Source organism: Chryseobacterium pennae (assembly GCF_003385515.1).
In the GTDB taxonomy this organism is placed as follows: Bacteria; Bacteroidota; Bacteroidia; order Flavobacteriales; family Weeksellaceae; genus Chryseobacterium; species Chryseobacterium pennae.
Genome location: NZ_QNVT01000017.1, coordinates 76,071 through 90,286 on the forward strand (window position 1 = coordinate 76,071; position 14,216 = coordinate 90,286).

The following is a 14,216-nucleotide window of genomic DNA, read 5'->3' on the forward strand; positions in this document are numbered from 1 at the left end:
CTGATAGGCGATAAATTATCCCTAAAAAGTGAATTTTTTAACAAAATTTTAAGTTAATAAAACAGCTTCTAATGCTATTTCAGTCCATATTTAAATTCTCTTTGTTAAGATATATGAGATAAAATATCAGAAGAGTTCATTTATAATTGGAATTTCTTTAACGTAGATTTTGTAAAGTCAGAAACTCGGAAGTGCATACTATTAACCTTTTATACTTCAAAAACAATTAAAACAAATAATGTATTACAACCCATTATTGTTTAAAAGTTCTTTCTACTTCTGTTAACCCCATTTTTGCCAGATGTCTGTAAACAGTCGCCAGGGTAAGATTTCGTTTCTCAGCAATTTCAAAAGGGGGCATTCCTTCATCAAATAGCTCAAATGTGATCATGTGGGTTGGCTTTTTAACAATTGCTGTGGAAGTATCCATTTCAATTTCTTTATCAAATAAAGATACATCCAAAAGGTAACAGGTCTTAAGCTTTTCAATATATTCTTCCAGATCATGCAGAAGCATTTTTGTTTCTTCATTGAAAGTTTTCAAACCTTTGGTCCCTATGGTTTCTGAATAAAGCTTTTTTAAAGGTAATAAGATCTTTTCTGCTACATTTTTATAGAAAAAGTTTATGGCACCACTGCATTTTTCTTCTAGTTCACTCCATTGAATTTCTCCGGATATAAAATCTGTTAATTTCAAACGAATGACCTTTTTAAATTTTTGAGATATTCTAAATAGATATTCACTTTCTCTTTCAAAATCATCAGACAGAGTATTCGCTTTCTCTGCATCTGGTATTCCTACAGTAAAGGTAATCTCTCTCCAGTTCATTACAGCTTCTTTTAACCAGCCTGCATCTACTGTCATCTGAACTTTATACAGTGTATAATCATATTTTTCATGGTCAATGATCTGGAGTAAACTTTCGTTAGCATTGGTAGAATCCTGAAAATCTTCAATTCTACGGTCCTTGAATATGGCATTCTGTGAAATTTCAGATTTCAGAACAATTCCATTCAGGGTACGGCAGCGGCTTAATGCCACATACACCTGTCCGCTCGCAAAGGATCTTCCGGCATCAATAATTACCCGGTCAAACGTCAATCCCTGACTTTTATGAATGGTAACGGCCCATGCCAGCCGTATGGGATATTGTTCAAAGCTGCCCAATACTTCTGTTTTAATATTTTTTTCTGAATCCAGCGTGTATCTTTTCTGCTCCCAGACTTCGGTGGTCACAATAATTTCTTTCTTACTTTCATCCAGTACGACCTTTATGATGTCTTCATCGAGATAAGAAATTTCGGCTAACTTCCCATTATAAAAGTTTTTTTCTGGTGAGGAATCATTTCTGATAAACATAATCTGGGAACCTACTTTAAGTTCCAGTGTTTCCTCCATCGGATATTGAGTTTCTTTAAATTCACCAATCACTGATGCTTTATAAAACAGAGACTCTTCCTCCAGCTCAGATAGCTTTTTCTGATTAATATGATCTGCGATGCGGTTATGGGAACATAAATGAATGTAGGTTTCATTTTCAGGTTCAAAATCAGGATTGTATCTGGAATTCAGCTTTTCAAAATCCAATTCATGGAAATCTGCATTCCGAACAGCATTAAGTATTTCCAAAAATTCTTCATCCTGCTGGCGGTATACTGTCGTTAATTCTACTGTAATTAATCTTACATTCTTTAACGCTTTGGCTGAAAAGAAAAACGGAGTTTCATAGAATTTTGATAAAATCTTTTCTGAATCATCTCTTACTACAGGTGGCAATTGATATAAGTCACCAATTAACAATAACTGTACTCCTCCAAACGGCAACTGGTTCCGCCTCACCCTTCTTAATGAATGATCTATCATATCTAATAAATCAGCTCTCAGCATGGATACTTCATCAATGATAATCAATTCTATCTCCCGAAAAAGATCAAGTTTTTCTTTTCTGTATTTAAAGTGAGGAAACAGCTCATTGATATTCATTGCAAGATTAGGATCAACGGGTTCTGTAGTAGGAACAAATGTACGCGAAGGGATGGCAAACAGCGAATGTATGGTTACTCCACCGGCATTGATCGCTGCAATCCCTGTGGGAGCAACAATGATATGCTTTTTACGTGTGGTCTTTACAAAATTATTGAGAAAGGTGGTCTTTCCTGTTCCTGCTTTTCCTGTCAAGAATACACTTCTGTTGGTATGTTCCAGTAATCCGGCGAGCTCCTCCAAAGGATACAATTTTTATCAAAGGTAAATTATAAAAATAAAAGGTATATAAAAAAAGACTGAACCTTTTGGAACAGTCTCTCAGCATCAATTATATTCTCTGTATTGCAGTTTAATTATTCTGCATGCACCAATGCAGAATTTTGGCAATATTTCGGGCATCATCCACACCTCTGTGATGGGTACCGTCTAATTTAAATCCAAGTTCATTCAGTGCTCTCTGCATGCCTACACTTTTTCTTACAGTAGGATGAGTCTCTCCGAATAAGGTTTTTACATTAATGTGATCATCGCTTAAGGGATAATCCACATAAAATCTTCTGGCCTGATCCTGAAGCATATTCAGATCATAATTTCCATAGCTTGCCCAGGTTAATTCTTCAGAGTCGTATTCTGCTCTCAGAATATCAAATGCGTCATCCAGCATAATCCCCTCACTATCCAACATATTTTGGGTAAGGGTGGTAAGTTCTGTACAAAACGGACTCACTTTCGAATATTGGGGTTTTATTAAAATCCCTTCATTTTTAGAAATTTTACCGGTTTTTGCATTCATGATACAAACCCCGATTTCAATGATCTCACTTTCCTGACCCCGTGGCGGGCGGTTGTCCCAACATGTGGCCTCAAGGTCTATGATCAGTATATTTTCTGTTGTTTTCATTGTATTTTATTTAAGGTAAAAGATAGAAGCCATTTATTGTTTTTAAATTTCTGCTTCCATCCGGATTATTATTCCAAAATCCTATTAAGAATTTTGGCTGTATTGTAAGCATCGTCTGCTCCGCTGTGATGATTTCCCTCGAAATCTATTTTCAGATAATCCAGGGCTCTTTTCAGTCCGATAGATTTATACAGCCTGAAATGTCTTTTGAATTCATACATCACATCAATGTATTGTCCTGAAAAAGGGTTTTCTATTCCGAGCCAATCGCTTTGTTCGATGATCTGCTCTCTGTCGAAGTTTCCGTATCCGGCCCAGGTGAGAGATTCAGGATGATATTCATCTCTGATTTTCTCACAGGCTTCTTCAAAATAGATTCCTTTTTCTTCTATCAGCTGCGGTGTAATTCCCGTTAGTTTTGTACAAAATCTATTGATTTCTGATCTTTCGGGAATAACATAAATGCTTTGTTTTTGGGAAATGGTATTGGATATCAGATCCAACTTACAAATTCCCATTTCGATAATATCAACTTGTTGCGCGATTGGAATCCTGTCGTTTTCCCAACAGGTTGCTTCCAAATCGACAATTATTATTTCATTAGTTGTTTTCATGGTTGTCTTAAAAATTACTCTCGGGGACCGAATGGCGGGGTCCATTTTTTCTTTTTCATGATTTCCTTAACTTCTTCGTAGGAAACCGGATAAAAATCATGGCAATCTACCCCCACATCGAAACTTAATGCCATTTCATCATCCGGCAATGTTCCGTGTGAGTGTCCGTATAACTGCCAGACTCCGCGGTGTGAACCATTCCAGGTACGCATTGCGTAATGGAAGAGAATGATTTTCTGTTTTCCGTTTTGATTATCCAGCTCATCAATTTTCAGTTCGTGATAATCTCTGATGGACGCAAATCGTTTGGGATACGTTAAAGCTACACCTTCATGATTACCTTTGATCAAATGGATATTTCCGTTCAATTGATCTAAGATTTCCTTTGTAAAGTCCGGTTTTCCAAGACTGAAATCTCCTAAATGGTAGACTGTATCTCCGGGATTGATTCTCTCATTCCATCTTTTAATGAGTTCTTGATTCATATGCTCCATAGACTCAAAGGGCCTTTCGGAGAATTTTATAATATTTTCGTGACCAAAATGATGGTCTGCTGTAAAAAATATATTGGGTTTCATTTTTTTTATTTTTTTTGTTGTTAGTTGCTCCTAGGACCACCCCGTCAAATCGTAGATTTGACACCCTTCCGGAGGAGGGGAATATCACGTCTTCAACTGAGGTTTTTGTGAAGAGGGGAATTTTGAGGGTTTTTAGTTTCTAAATGCTTTATAAAAAGCGGTTTCAATTTCCTGCTGGTCGTTTTCAGTATATCTTCTTGAAAAGTGGATAGGAATAGCTTCTTTCACATTGCATTCCTTCATAATCTTTCCTGATGCAGAGGCAAAACTGTGGTGATTCATCTTGGCAAATTCCTGATCTTCGTCCTTGTAAAATGTTTCAATGTACACCATATCTGCATGATTGAAAACATCTTTTATCTTTTTATAATTGTCTTCATCCGCTGCATGATCCATGATAACTCCTAATTTATAGCCTTCATTTCTGGTCAGCAAATGAAACAGACCTAATGCTTTATACAGCGTTCCTTCTATTTCAATTTCTTTATCCGGATCATTATTTTCAAAGGCTGTTTTTAATTCGCTGATCCATTTTCCATTCTTAAAATCAGAGATATTTTCATGGAACGTTACAGAATCTTTTTCTTTAAACAGATAAGCAATAGAATCTGTTTTGTGGTCCAGAATTGCAAAATCTACATTTACATATTCATCTTCAAAAAGAACATTCTGCGTCTTTACATATTCAAGATTCCAGTAAGGCGGACGAATAGTGTAGACATTGATTTCTTCTTTGGAAACAATTTCACGGATCTCATATTCAATAGCATTTTCATCTATTAAATTCCATGTATAAGATTTTAATCTTGCTTCAATTTGCTGATGAATATTTCTCGGCCCACAGATAACGACTTTTTCTCCACTTCCGATCTGATGTCTGAAAATTCCGTCAAAATTTGAGAAATGATCGATATGAGTATGGCTGATGAATATCGCCGATATCGCCTGTGCTTCCTTTACCGTTAATAAACTTGCTTCTCCACAATCACATACATAATGCTTTGCTGAGTTTGGAACTTTTATTAATATACTGATATCTTCTTTTAAGAGACTTTTTATTTCTGCCTGTAACATTTCTTTTCTTTTTAAACCACCCCGTCAAAAATTAAAAATTTTTGCTTCCCCTTCAGAGAAAGGGAATTTTCACATCTTCAACTGAGATATTTGTGAGTATTCAATACTTCAACGTTTGTGGTTGGGTTTATACATAAAAAAGTTCCGGTAATGAATTACCGAAACTAAACTTTAAGAGTCATCAACTCTTCTTTTATACAATCTATGACTAAAGAATTCAACTTTTTGTTGATCTTTTTCTGCTCATCTTTTTCAATGGTTGTAAAAACTGCCGGAAAATCTTTTTCAAAATCTTCTAAAATATCCTGTGCAAAAAGGCCTATGGCTTTCCCTATCATTTTGGGTTCAAATTCACCAATTTTGCTCACCACATTATTCAGTCTGTTTGCTGTTACATAATGTTGGATTTCTTCCCAGATATTTTGAGCTGTTTCGCTGAAATGAAGCTGTTTCTGAACAATTTTATTTTCTTTTTTGACCATTTTAGATTTTTCGATCCATTTTTCATTCTTATTTTTCAGAATGACTCTGGCTCCGTTACCGAAATATCTGGTTTTTAAGGTCTTGATAATGGTTCCTTCACACATATTGTTCATTTCCGGAAATCCTAACCAGGTTGGGATTTTAGAATTGAAAACATTCGGGAACCTCAATGCTTCTTCTAAAGTTCCTTCAAACAAGGTTTTAGCATAGAAAAATCCCGCCTCCTCAAAAATTGAGTTGATAATATCTGCATCTAAATAAGTTACCCCATTCAACTTAATGTCGAATGCATAAAAATCGTTGTAAGGTGCATATTCAATTCCTGCCTGCACTCTTATCGCATCTTTCACGGGTTCTACTTCTTTATGTTTGTAACTGCCACCGAACAATTCACCGTAAATGACTACTGTTTCAACGTCCGGGTATATTGTTTTCACTTTTTGAAACAAATTAATTACATTTTTTCTGTACTGTTCCAAAATTTGATGTGCATTGTAAAATTTTTCATCTTTTTCAATAAAAGCTGTTCTTTTTGCGATCTTAATCTCCTTTCCGTCGGTAAAGAAAGAGAAATTAGCGCCATGAACTTTTTCCTGCACGATGAAAACCTCATCCCCAAAGCCCTGCAATCTGATCTGATCGATCATACGGGTTTGGTAAGCATTTTCTATAGAGTTATATGTTTTGAAAATCATTTTTTTAGTTTTTTGTCATTTCTGACTGGTTATTTTCCATTTGGGTAATGTGTCTTTGTGCATTAAAGCTGAGGCTGAGATGATTTTTAATATCCTGAATAGATCTGAAAATGTCCATTACAATTTTTTAAAGTTTTTTAAAAGTCTTTCAATATTTTCTTTTCCTACAGGGTTCATGGAGTGGCAATAGAATTTAGGTAAGTCTAAATAATTATCCATACAGTATTCTATCAGCCATTTTGCACAGTCATAGCCATTTTTTTCCACAAATTCACCAGTATCTGTTTTCAGATAATGCTTATCTGCAAGATCATGGTCAAAAGAAATCATTTCCGGCAGTCCTTTTTCCTGAATCCTGCTGACAAACTGATCGTAATTCCGAACAATATGCCAGTCTCTTCTGAGAAAAATGTCCTGTTTGGTATAACGATACGCCTCAATAGGATATCGGATATCATCCAGAAACAATAGTCTTTTGGTCATTTCCATGGTTTTAGTTTTAACTTAGTCTTCATCAATCCAATCTACAACGGTCTTCAAAAAGTGCATTCTGACTTCTTCGAACCTTGTAATATTAGGAATATGATTAATTTCTAATAAATGTTTGTTTCCGTTTTTCTGAATGATATAATCATTCGCGATAACATCCATTCCTATTTTATCTTTCAACATTAAAGTATCCTGTAAAAGTTCCGCATCCATTTCCATGAATTGGGCATCGTCCGGATGTATGGATTTCAACCACGTATCTCCTTCTAGCTTAATCTGCCAGGATTTTTCGCCTATGTTTAAAATTCTTACAGCATCTCCCTCAAAATAAGGCTCCAATATGCTGTTTTCTGTACTTTCCCAACTTCCTGTAAACTTATGCTTGTTTTCTCCACAATGCCAGTTTCCCCACTTTGCAACCATCTCTCTATCGGTATTCACATAAGCTCCTGCCGAAATAAATCCTCTTTGGGAATTGAATTTTGAATACTTCATCGCTTTGGCAAGACAAGGAATTTTCAACCGGCATTCCAGCATTCCGTATGCATTTGGAAAGCATGGGCCATTCCAAATTGTCAACCCGGCGATAAGATCAAGATCTTCTTCAAAAATCCCGTGATACACCACTTTATCTACAGGAAGCATTCCTACTCCCTGAGCTTTTTCGACATATAATGTTCCGTCCACTACTTTAATCATCGGAATGGATTGATGCCAGATCATAAGACCATCATAATGTTGTCGTATATATTCGTATTCCTGTTCGTGTAAACCGATAACGGCTATTCTATTGTGAGTCATGTTTTTAGTTTTTTGGTGTGTTATTTTCTTAACACGCTATATAATAGTTTGGCGGTATTATAAGCATCATCTGCTCCGCTGTGGTTATTCCCTTCAAATTCAAGATTTCTGAACTGGAGTTCTTTTAAAAGACCTTTGGGCTTTTCTCCTTTCATTAAACTTATGAGTATTTTCAAATCAATATAAGTGTCACTAAAAGGGAATCTTGTTCCCAATTCTCTACATTGATTTTCAATAATTTCCTTATCAAATCCTCCGTATGCTGAATAGGTTCTGACCAGAGAATTGTACCTGTTCTTTATTCTTGAACAGGCTTCCTGAAAAGAGATTCCTTCTTTTTCCAGTTTTTCTGCTGTAATTCCGGTAAGTTTTGTACAATACTCACTTACTTCGGATTTGTAAGGTTTTACGAAATAACTTCTTTTATCTTCGATACTTCCATCTGACATATTCAGCTTGCAGATTCCGATTTCAATGATTTCCCTTTCCTGATTTTCAGGGGGCTTTTCGTCTTCCCAGCATGTAGCTTCTATGTCTATTACTGTAATTTTATCATACAAAAGCATGTCTTTGTTTTTTTAATTTGAAAAGTAGAGATTCAATGCTTTGATCACACTTTTCACGTTGGTATTGGGGTAGAATCCGGAACTGTTGATACAGTTTATTTCAACGATTTTCCAGCCTTCATCCGTTAAACAAATGTCCATTACAAAAGCTTCTTCGAGAGTAAACAGTTGAATCATTTTTTTCGCAAAATCTAATCCGTCCTGTGATACGTTTTCTTCGAAAGGAGCATTATCATTAAATCTGTAATAGCCGCCATCGACGATTTGCCCACCAACGATCCAAAGTCTTGCTTCTTTTATGGTTCGTTTTGCTTCAGAGCTCTGAATTAAAGAATCCGTTGTAATTCTGTTGTTTTGATTTTGCAGTCCTTCAAACACAAAATCCTTCCATTCGGTTTCTGTAAAAACTTTTCCTGTAAAAATTTTCGCTTCACTGTATGGTTTGATGAATTTTTCTTCACCTTTTTTCCACGATAATTCTTCCGAAATTGGATGAATAGAAACTTTATGATTCAAAAGGTTCTCACCATAATGCTGAGAATAGACCTCATATAAATGGTTACCTCCGTAAAAAGAACCGGGAACCCAATCTGAATTCTGTTTCGCCAATCTTGCAATCGTCACCGAACCATATACAAAAACATCTTTTCTATCTGTTTCAAAGTCTATTTTATCTGCCGTTGGCGGAATATTGATAACATCATAATCAATATTCAATTCTTCCAACGCGTTAAAAATTTTGTAATGATCCGGATCTAAATACACATTAGACTGAATTAAAAAATACATGGTTATTAGTTTTTATTATTTAATTTTTAGGATGGAAGATGGAAGTTCATATTATAACGTTAAAACTTCCAGCTTCCAGCCTCATATTATACCATCATATCGGCACAATTGGAGCTTGCAAAGGCAAAAGGTTTTGCTTTAAACACATAGCCCATTCCCAGAATATATCCCATGGCGTCTTTTAATGCGACATTGGATTTAAAATCAGGATCGGTATTAATGTCTGCGTGTACCTCCATTTCCACTCCATAAATGTCCAATACAGAACAGATTGCATAAGCAATTTCAACAGATTTGTTGACTTCATTCAGCATTCTCTCTTTGATACTGATGGTCTGTATTTCTCTTTCTTTTCTGATAAAGGTAAACGCTCCTTTTCCTTCACGAATAAATACTACTGCCGTAGCATAATTAATAGCTTCTCCATATACGTGAGAGTCTGATCCCACACATACTTTCAGACGATGTCCGTTTGCCTGTTCGCGAATAATGGCTTCTTCTACCAGCTGTGCGATAGAGTGTTGGAAAATTTTTCCGGTCATATTCTGCCATGTTTGTTGTTGCGTTTCCATTTTTTTACATATTTAAGTTCTATACTTTTTATAATTCATAAATGATAATTGATTGATAAGTAATGACAAGAACCTCTTTCTATCATTCATTACTTATTACTCATTATTAAAAAAGTAAAAGGCTGTCTATATTTTTTGTTTGATCTTCTGCGCTTGACAAACCTTTTCTCTTTTCTTTATTTGTGTGAATGGTAACTGGCCATTTTTTTATCTGAACTTTCATGGTATTAAAATCAATTTAATATTGACCAGTTATTCACATCCAGTACTCTATAAGGGAATCGAACCCTTGTTTTCTGCTCGAAAGGCAGGCGTCCTTACCGTTAGACGAATAGAGCATTTTATAAGCAATGAGTAATTGGTGATGAGTCATGATAATAAATACTTTATATCGTTAATTACTTATTGTTCATTATTAAAAAAGAACAAGCTTGTCTTAAATTTGCTTAACAAAAAGAACTTCTACGCTTGACAAGCCTTTCTTTCGAAAATTATATTGAGCATTTAATATTTTCTTCTCTTTGACCAACTGACTAGGAATCGAACCTAAACAACAAGAGTATAGTTCCTGCATGCTGCCATTACATTATCAGTGGGTGGGTGGAAGTAGTAGGATTCGAACCTACTCAGCAATGAAGCAACAGATTTACAGTCTGCCCCGACTCTCCAACTTCGGCGTACTTCCAGATTTTTTATACGTAATGAGTAATGATGAAAATTACTTTTCTATCATTCTTTACTTATTACTCATTATTGATAAAAAGAAAAAGCCTGTCTGTATTTTGTGTTTTGGCTTAAAGATCTTCTGCTCTTGACAGACATTTTTCTTTTCTAATAAAGGATATTCTTTATTCTTATAAGTGATGAATACTTTGTTCTATTCACTTACAATTTTACTTTGAGATGGTTATGGGATTCAAACCCACTCAGCTCACGCAACGGTTTTGCAGACCGCCCCGACTCTTCCACTTCGGCGAACCATCAGATTTTAATATGAGTAATTTTTAATGCCCATTATTCAAAAAAACAAAGCCTGTTCTATTTTTGTGTTTGAACTTCTGCGCTTGACAGACTTTATTTTTACCTAAAATTGTATTAATCATATTTTTTTTAGCTTCTAACTGTTATGATTGAGAAAGAAAAAGTTTGTCTATATTTTTATGTTTTGGTGTAAAGATCTTCTGCTCTCGACAAACTTTTATTTTTCTCCTGAAACAATTAACATTCAGTCACTGCGATTTTGGAAAGATTCGAACTTTCAACTTCTGGTTTAACAGACCAGCGCTCTACCATTGAGCTACAAAATCATTTGTACGGGAAGAGGGATTCGAACCCTCAGCGCCTTGATCCTAAATCAAGTGTGTCTACCGTTCCACCATTCCCGCGGCGGTTTTATAGTAATTAGTGATGATTAATAGCAAAAACTACTTTCTATTTATTACTGATTATTTATTACTAATCATTTTGTCTGGAAAGCAAGATTCGAACTTGCGACCTCCCGCGTCCAAGGCGGGTAAACAACCACCGTTATCTTTCCAGTTTTGCAGATTCATTTCCATTCTTTTCCGGGAGACAGCCGGAGCGGAGATTTTCTACGAATCTTTGCGGTCTATGCGAGAATCGAACTCGCAGTGCCCAAGAGACAGTCGGGCAGGTTACCATTACCTCAATAGACCTTTTTTGCGGAGAGCAAAGGAATCGAACCTTCACTACTGTCATAGAACTTATTAGCAGTAAGCCGCAACAAACCAATATTTGCCTACTCTCCTTTTGTGACCTCAACAGGATTCGAACCTGTAACCCTGGGTTTAGAAAACCCATGCTCTATCCAGTTGAGCTATGAAGCCATTTTGCTATCTCAGAAGGACTTGAACCCTAAACAACCTTCGGGTCAATTCCGATATTCTGCCTTAAGCCATGAGATTAATTGGGTATCTCCGGGGATCGAACCCTGTTCTCCGGTTCCACAGACCGGCGCTTTACCAAATAAGCTAAAGAAACCATAAAAAAAGCGCCTCTTTTTGGGAGGCGCTCGTTTATATTCTGACGTGAAAGATCATTAGCTGATCCACGTATATAAGCACCTTTTATCCACAATTTCACTATCATAACTACACACTCTCCCTGCCGGTTCCTGTCCGAATAGTTCTGAATACTGATTGAGTATGTTATGCAATTGTTTCATTTTATTTTTGTTTTGCTTTTAAATTATTTTTTGTTGAATCCTGAAAACATGTTGCTTTCAATTTTCGGTTGCAAAGTAAATATGAATTTTTGGAATCCGCAAATAAATTTTCAAATTAAATAATTGAAAATCAAATATTTACGATCAATTTTAAGAATAAGCGATTTTTGTCCGCAATATTTTGCAGATATCTTAATTACCTAAATGACTGTCTCTCATTGGGTTACTTATCACTCTATTTTATTGTATTAAAGTTGCATTGTTAATTAAAAATTTTTCATGTTTATGGTTATTTTTTTTCATTCTAAATAATTTCTGACCTAAAAAACAAAAAACGTCTCGATTTTTCGAGACGTTTCTGTTGTATTTTGATTAATTTTTTACGGGTTTACAGTAAATAATTTCCAAAGTCAGCACATTTCGCCTCATTCCATATCATCCAATCATATCCTAATAATCCTTTATTAGAAGGACTTTCGAATAGCTCTGCATTGATATGTGCTCTTTGTATTGTCATAATTTTCTGGCGCAAAGATATGAAAAATTGTTTTTCAAAACGGAAAACTATACTTTTGTTCACCAATACGGGGGATAGTTTAACTGGAAAAACACTACACTGCTAACGTTGAATTTGGAGGTTCGAACCCTCCTCCCCCACAAAATTCTATTATGGCCTCATATCCATTCAGCAACGAAGAATGGGAAACCTGTCTGAAGGTTCTGGAAGCACTTCAGGAAAACCCATTGCATAATCCGGATAATCAGCGTTTCAAAACCCTGATCTCATCGATTCGTAAAAAGGCTCAGAAGAACATCAGTAAAAATCCTGAGGAATACAGAGATCATCAAGAATTACATGCTAAGAGCTCTGACCTGGAAATTCTTAAACAATCAGTTATTGTAAAGAAAGCTCTGGACAATGAAACTTTGTATGTTCACACTGAAGAGCCGATTCAGTCTTTTTCATTACTGCAAAAGCCTCAATTATGCTATTGCTGTCATCAGTCTTATTATCAGGTTCATTTTTTCTATCACAAGCTTTGTCCTTCCTGTGCTGATGAGAATTATAAAAACAGGAATTTAACTTATGATTTCACTGGGCAGACTGTAATTATTACCGGAGGAAGGGTAAAAATAGGATATGCTGCAGCTTTAAAGTTCTTAAGAAGCGGAGCAAAAGTGATTGCAACTTCAAGATTTCCAGCACTGGCTTCCGAACAGTTTCAGAGAGAGAATGATTATGATGTCTGGAAGGACCGTCTTTTTCTTTATGGTTTGGATTTACGAAGTCTGAGATCAGTACAGGAGTTCTCTGATTACTGTTACGGAAATTTTGGAAGTATTGAGGTTCTCATCAACAATGCGGCTCAAACTATCAAATATACTTCGGAATATTATCAGCCTTTGATAGTAAAGGAAAAGCTTCTTTTATCTCATATTCCTCAAAACCTGGTTGAAAATAAAACTCCCGTTCATGATAGGGAACATGATTTTTTAACTTTATCTCACGAGGATCTGCCTGAAATACCTGTCACCCGGTTTGGGCAGCCTAAAGATTCCAGAGACAAAAACAGCTGGAACTCCCTCATGGATGAAATCGGGACTGAGGAGCTACTGGAAGTGAATCTCATCAATCATATTTCACCTTATCTGCTGATCTCTGCATTGAAACCTCTGATGAAAAAAAGTGATGCAGAGCACAAACATATCATCAATGTTACCTCCACCGAAGGCCAGTTCAGCTATAAGAGTAAAAATGAATTTCATCCACATACCAATATGACCAAAGCAGCGTTGAATATGCTCACAAAAACCTCTGCTTCTGATTTTGTAAAAAATGGTATTTTCATGAATGCCGTGGATGTGGGCTGGATTTCCACTGGAGCTATAGAATCCAAAAGGGAAAGACTTTTCGAAAAAACGAAAATACCACCTTTAGATCCTGTAGATGGTGCTATGAGAATCTTTCATCCTATTGTAAAGATCAATCAGGGGGATCTGGAACTTTATGGAAAGCTTTTGAAGAACTATCGGGAAACGGGATGGTGAGGAAGATGGGGGCTGGAAGATGGAGGCTGGAAGTTATTGAGGTGACTACTACCCATATTCAACATTTTTAATAAGTTTTCTTTTAAAAATAAATGAGGTAAGATGTTCTTGAAAAACTACTGAAAAACAGAATGGTGAGGAAGATGGAGGCTGGAAGTTATTGAGGTGACTACTACCAATATCCAACATTTTTAATAAGTTTTCTTTTAAAAATAAATGAGGTAAGATGTTCTTGAAAAACTACTGAAAAACAGGATCGCGAGGAAGCGGGGAGCTGGAAGATGGAGGATGGAAGTTATTGAGGTAATTATAACTAAAGTTCAGAGCTTTTACAATTAAGCCTTTTTAGATTTACTGTAAAGTTATTATTCTATTTCTTCATCTAATTTTTCAAGTTGACTGAGCAGTCCTCCCTGATAATCGTAAAGACTTT

The 14,216-nt window shown here is 35.7% G+C and carries 13 protein-coding genes and 11 tRNA genes; 2 read left to right on the top strand and 22 right to left on the bottom strand.

Annotated features, from left to right (window positions below):
* Positions 1-253: 253 nt before the first annotated feature.
* The 22 genes from DRF65_RS17040 to DRF65_RS17120 form a co-directional block, all read right to left on the bottom strand.
* A complete protein-coding gene (locus DRF65_RS17040; RefSeq protein WP_228438764.1) occupies positions 254-2,227 on the bottom strand; it encodes an AAA family ATPase in 1,974 nt (657 codons plus the stop codon).
* A 109-nt stretch (positions 2,228-2,336) separates the two neighbouring features.
* Entirely contained in the window at positions 2,337-2,888 is a 552-nt protein-coding gene (locus DRF65_RS17045) for a 3'-5' exonuclease (RefSeq protein WP_115971963.1), read from the bottom strand.
* Positions 2,889-2,956: 68 nt separating this feature from the next.
* Positions 2,957-3,502: a 3'-5' exonuclease gene (locus DRF65_RS17050; RefSeq protein ID WP_115971964.1), complete on the bottom strand. Its 546-nt coding sequence runs from the start codon at positions 3,500-3,502 to the stop codon at positions 2,957-2,959.
* A 14-nt stretch (positions 3,503-3,516) separates the two neighbouring features.
* Entirely contained in the window at positions 3,517-4,080 is a 564-nt protein-coding gene (locus DRF65_RS17055) for a metallophosphoesterase family protein (RefSeq protein WP_115971965.1), read from the bottom strand.
* 132 nt (positions 4,081-4,212) lie between these two features.
* Positions 4,213-5,154, bottom strand: a complete 942-nt coding sequence (locus DRF65_RS17060) for an MBL fold metallo-hydrolase (RefSeq protein ID WP_115971966.1) — start codon at positions 5,152-5,154, stop codon at positions 4,213-4,215.
* A 164-nt stretch (positions 5,155-5,318) separates the two neighbouring features.
* Positions 5,319-6,332 (bottom strand): RNA ligase, Rnl2 family, encoded by a 1,014-nt coding sequence (locus DRF65_RS17065; protein WP_115971967.1) that lies wholly within the window; start codon positions 6,330-6,332, stop codon positions 5,319-5,321.
* 117 nt (positions 6,333-6,449) lie between these two features.
* Positions 6,450-6,821, bottom strand: a complete 372-nt coding sequence (locus DRF65_RS17070) for a cyclic-phosphate processing receiver domain-containing protein (protein WP_115971968.1) — start codon at positions 6,819-6,821, stop codon at positions 6,450-6,452.
* Positions 6,822-6,836: 15 nt separating this feature from the next.
* Positions 6,837-7,622 carry a hypothetical protein gene (locus DRF65_RS17075; protein WP_115971969.1) on the bottom strand — a complete coding sequence of 262 codons (786 nt, stop codon included), beginning with the start codon at positions 7,620-7,622 and terminating at the stop codon, positions 6,837-6,839.
* Between the two features lie 20 nt (positions 7,623-7,642).
* Positions 7,643-8,188 carry a 3'-5' exonuclease gene (locus DRF65_RS17080; RefSeq protein ID WP_115971970.1) on the bottom strand — a complete coding sequence of 182 codons (546 nt, stop codon included), beginning with the start codon at positions 8,186-8,188 and terminating at the stop codon, positions 7,643-7,645.
* 12 nt (positions 8,189-8,200) lie between these two features.
* A complete protein-coding gene (locus tag DRF65_RS17085) occupies positions 8,201-8,977 on the bottom strand; it encodes an ATP-grasp domain-containing protein (protein WP_115971971.1) in 777 nt (258 codons plus the stop codon).
* 86 nt (positions 8,978-9,063) lie between these two features.
* Positions 9,064-9,549, bottom strand: a complete 486-nt coding sequence (locus tag DRF65_RS17090; protein WP_115971972.1) for a ribonuclease H-like YkuK family protein — start codon at positions 9,547-9,549, stop codon at positions 9,064-9,066.
* Between the two features lie 266 nt (positions 9,550-9,815).
* Positions 9,816-9,887 (bottom strand) — tRNA-Glu (locus DRF65_RS17095).
* A gap of 263 nt (positions 9,888-10,150) precedes the next feature.
* Positions 10,151-10,234 (bottom strand) — tRNA-Tyr (locus DRF65_RS28500).
* 216 nt (positions 10,235-10,450) lie between these two features.
* A tRNA-Cys gene (locus DRF65_RS28505) sits at positions 10,451-10,532 on the bottom strand.
* Between the two features lie 252 nt (positions 10,533-10,784).
* Positions 10,785-10,856, bottom strand: a tRNA-Asn gene (locus DRF65_RS17100).
* Between the two features lie 5 nt (positions 10,857-10,861).
* Positions 10,862-10,934: transfer RNA gene (locus tag DRF65_RS17105), tRNA-Leu, on the bottom strand.
* A gap of 82 nt (positions 10,935-11,016) precedes the next feature.
* Positions 11,017-11,088: transfer RNA gene (locus DRF65_RS28510), tRNA-Pro, on the bottom strand.
* A 66-nt stretch (positions 11,089-11,154) separates the two neighbouring features.
* Positions 11,155-11,225, bottom strand: a tRNA-Asp gene (locus tag DRF65_RS28515).
* 7 nt (positions 11,226-11,232) lie between these two features.
* Positions 11,233-11,317: transfer RNA gene (locus DRF65_RS28520), tRNA-Ser, on the bottom strand.
* Between the two features lie 5 nt (positions 11,318-11,322).
* Positions 11,323-11,396, bottom strand: a tRNA-Arg gene (locus DRF65_RS17110).
* Positions 11,397-11,477: 81 nt separating this feature from the next.
* Positions 11,478-11,545: transfer RNA gene (locus DRF65_RS17115), tRNA-His, on the bottom strand.
* 577 nt (positions 11,546-12,122) lie between these two features.
* Positions 12,123-12,251: a penicillin-binding protein gene (locus DRF65_RS17120; protein WP_165852250.1), complete on the bottom strand. Its 129-nt coding sequence runs from the start codon at positions 12,249-12,251 to the stop codon at positions 12,123-12,125.
* 68 nt (positions 12,252-12,319) lie between these two features.
* Between DRF65_RS17120 and DRF65_RS17125 the strand changes: the two genes are divergently transcribed.
* Positions 12,320-12,392 (top strand) — tRNA-Ser (locus DRF65_RS17125).
* 11 nt (positions 12,393-12,403) lie between these two features.
* Positions 12,404-13,783 (top strand): SDR family NAD(P)-dependent oxidoreductase, encoded by a 1,380-nt coding sequence (locus DRF65_RS17130; protein WP_115971973.1) that lies wholly within the window; start codon positions 12,404-12,406, stop codon positions 13,781-13,783.
* Positions 13,784-14,216 lie beyond the last annotated feature (433 nt).

What these genes read in the sequence shown, in the direction of transcription:
- DRF65_RS17085 (WP_115971971.1), bottom strand. Translation starts at nt 8,977, where the DNA reads ATGTATTTTTTAATTCAGTCTAATGTGTATTTAGATCCGGATCATTAC.
- DRF65_RS17060 (WP_115971966.1), bottom strand. Translation starts at nt 5,154, where the DNA reads ATGTTACAGGCAGAAATAAAAAGTCTCTTAAAAGAAGATATCAGTATA.
- DRF65_RS17080 (WP_115971970.1), bottom strand. Translation starts at nt 8,188, where the DNA reads ATGCTTTTGTATGATAAAATTACAGTAATAGACATAGAAGCTACATGC.
- DRF65_RS17065 (WP_115971967.1), bottom strand. Translation starts at nt 6,332, where the DNA reads ATGATTTTCAAAACATATAACTCTATAGAAAATGCTTACCAAACCCGT.
- DRF65_RS17090 (WP_115971972.1), bottom strand. Translation starts at nt 9,549, where the DNA reads ATGGAAACGCAACAACAAACATGGCAGAATATGACCGGAAAAATTTTC.
- DRF65_RS17050 (WP_115971964.1), bottom strand. Translation starts at nt 3,502, where the DNA reads ATGAAAACAACTAATGAAATAATAATTGTCGATTTGGAAGCAACCTGT.
- DRF65_RS17075 (WP_115971969.1), bottom strand. Translation starts at nt 7,622, where the DNA reads ATGACTCACAATAGAATAGCCGTTATCGGTTTACACGAACAGGAATAC.
- DRF65_RS17130 (WP_115971973.1), top strand. Translation starts at nt 12,404, where the DNA reads ATGGCCTCATATCCATTCAGCAACGAAGAATGGGAAACCTGTCTGAAG.
- DRF65_RS17055 (WP_115971965.1), bottom strand. Translation starts at nt 4,080, where the DNA reads ATGAAACCCAATATATTTTTTACAGCAGACCATCATTTTGGTCACGAA.
- DRF65_RS17070 (WP_115971968.1), bottom strand. Translation starts at nt 6,821, where the DNA reads ATGGAAATGACCAAAAGACTATTGTTTCTGGATGATATCCGATATCCT.
- DRF65_RS17120 (WP_165852250.1), bottom strand. Translation starts at nt 12,251, where the DNA reads ATGACAATACAAAGAGCACATATCAATGCAGAGCTATTCGAAAGTCCT.
- DRF65_RS17045 (WP_115971963.1), bottom strand. Translation starts at nt 2,888, where the DNA reads ATGAAAACAACAGAAAATATACTGATCATAGACCTTGAGGCCACATGT.